The 1,501-nt window shown below is 61.2% G+C and carries 1 protein-coding gene; it reads right to left on the minus strand.

Annotation, left to right across the window (positions count from 1 at the left end; all coding sequences use genetic code 11):
* Nucleotides 1–1,501: autotransporter outer membrane beta-barrel domain-containing protein (locus LPJGGPFB_RS32840; RefSeq protein ID WP_486599036.1), on the minus strand; the 1,501-nt coding region annotated here is incomplete at both ends.

The raw sequence follows: 1,501 nt of genomic DNA on the forward strand, positions 1-1,501 counted from the left end.
CGCCGTCCTCGCCGCGCAGCACGTCGCTGCCGGCATCCCCCGACAGGATGTCGCTGCCGCCGCCGCCCAGAAGCACGTCGGCAAGACCACCACCCAGGAGAACATCCGCGGCCGACGTCCCGATCAGCGTGCGGGCCGCAACCGGCAACGGCGTCTCGCCACCGTCGCCATCACCCGAACCGTCGCCGTCATCGTCGCCATCGTCGCTGCCGTCGTCGTCGCCGCCAGCGTCATCATCGTCGTCGTCGTCGTCACCGCCGCCGACCGTATCATCATCATCATCAGTGTCGTCGTCATCGTCGTCCGAACCTCCGTGAACCTGCAGGGTCGGCAGAACACCGCTGGAGAAGGTGATCGAGTGCGTGCCGTTGGTCAGCGTTGTCATGCCATCGGCTTCGGTGGCCGTGTAATCTTCGAGGTTCGCGCCCTCCACCAACTCAATCACGTCCTGAGGCCGCAGTGTTCCAATAATCGTATCGTTGCCGCCATTGGAACGGAACAGGATGCGGTGGGCTGACTGGAGGCTGCTGATATCGACCGTGTCGTCCCCAGCCGTGCCATCAATCGTGATCGTGTTGACGCTGAGGCCGGTGGGCGAGAAATCGCCGATCGTCAGGACCGTGTCGTCGCCTGCACCCGTATTGATGACGATCTCTTCGATGTCGTTGAGTTCGGCAATGACCGAAGCGAAGTTCGTGCCGTTGCGGGTAATGACGATTTCCGTCGCCGCGTTGAGGCTGCCCACGTTGTTACCGGCGACGGCTGCCCATTCGGTGCGGGTGTAAACCCGGAAGGTTTCGTTGGAAGCGTCGCCGTTGACGACCACGGTATCGCCATTCGCATCTTCGCTTTCGCCGTTGATGATGTCACGACCCTCGCCGACATCGACGGTGATCGTGTCATCGCCCGCGCCGGCATTGATCGTATCGTTGCCGCCCTGGCCGTTGATCTGATCGGCAAAGGTCGATCCGGTCAGGGCGTTGCCTGCAATCGTACCGTTGATGGCAGCCGGAGCCGGTGTATCGGCGAGGATGAAATCGGCGATAGTGATGTCATTGGGATCAACGGCATCGACGAGGATCGTACCGATCGTGGTCGTGCCGGTGGCATCCCGAATGGTCAACAACGTATCGTCCGTCCCGGGAACGACCACACGTGTTTCCAGAACGCGTGTCGCAAAGTTGGCTGCGGTGATGCCGAGGCCGCTCAGGTCGATGAAATCCTGGCCACCGCCGGCAGGGTTAGCATCGAACGTGTTGATTGTGTCGTCGCCGAAATTGATCGTATCGTAGACGTAGACATCGTTGTCGCTGTTGTCGTTGAAGGTATCGTTGCCGGCTCCGCCACGCAGTCTGTCGTTGCCGTCGTCACCGTCGATGATGTCGTTGCCATCACCGCCCGAAAGCGTATCGGCCCCGTTGTTGCCGAGCATGTTGTTTGCAAGCCCATTGCCGACGCCGGTAATAGCACCGGCACCGTTCTTGGTGAGGTTCTCGACGTT

The organism is Ensifer adhaerens (assembly GCF_013283195.1).
GTDB classification, from domain to species: domain Bacteria; phylum Pseudomonadota; class Alphaproteobacteria; order Rhizobiales; family Rhizobiaceae; genus Ensifer; species Ensifer adhaerens_G.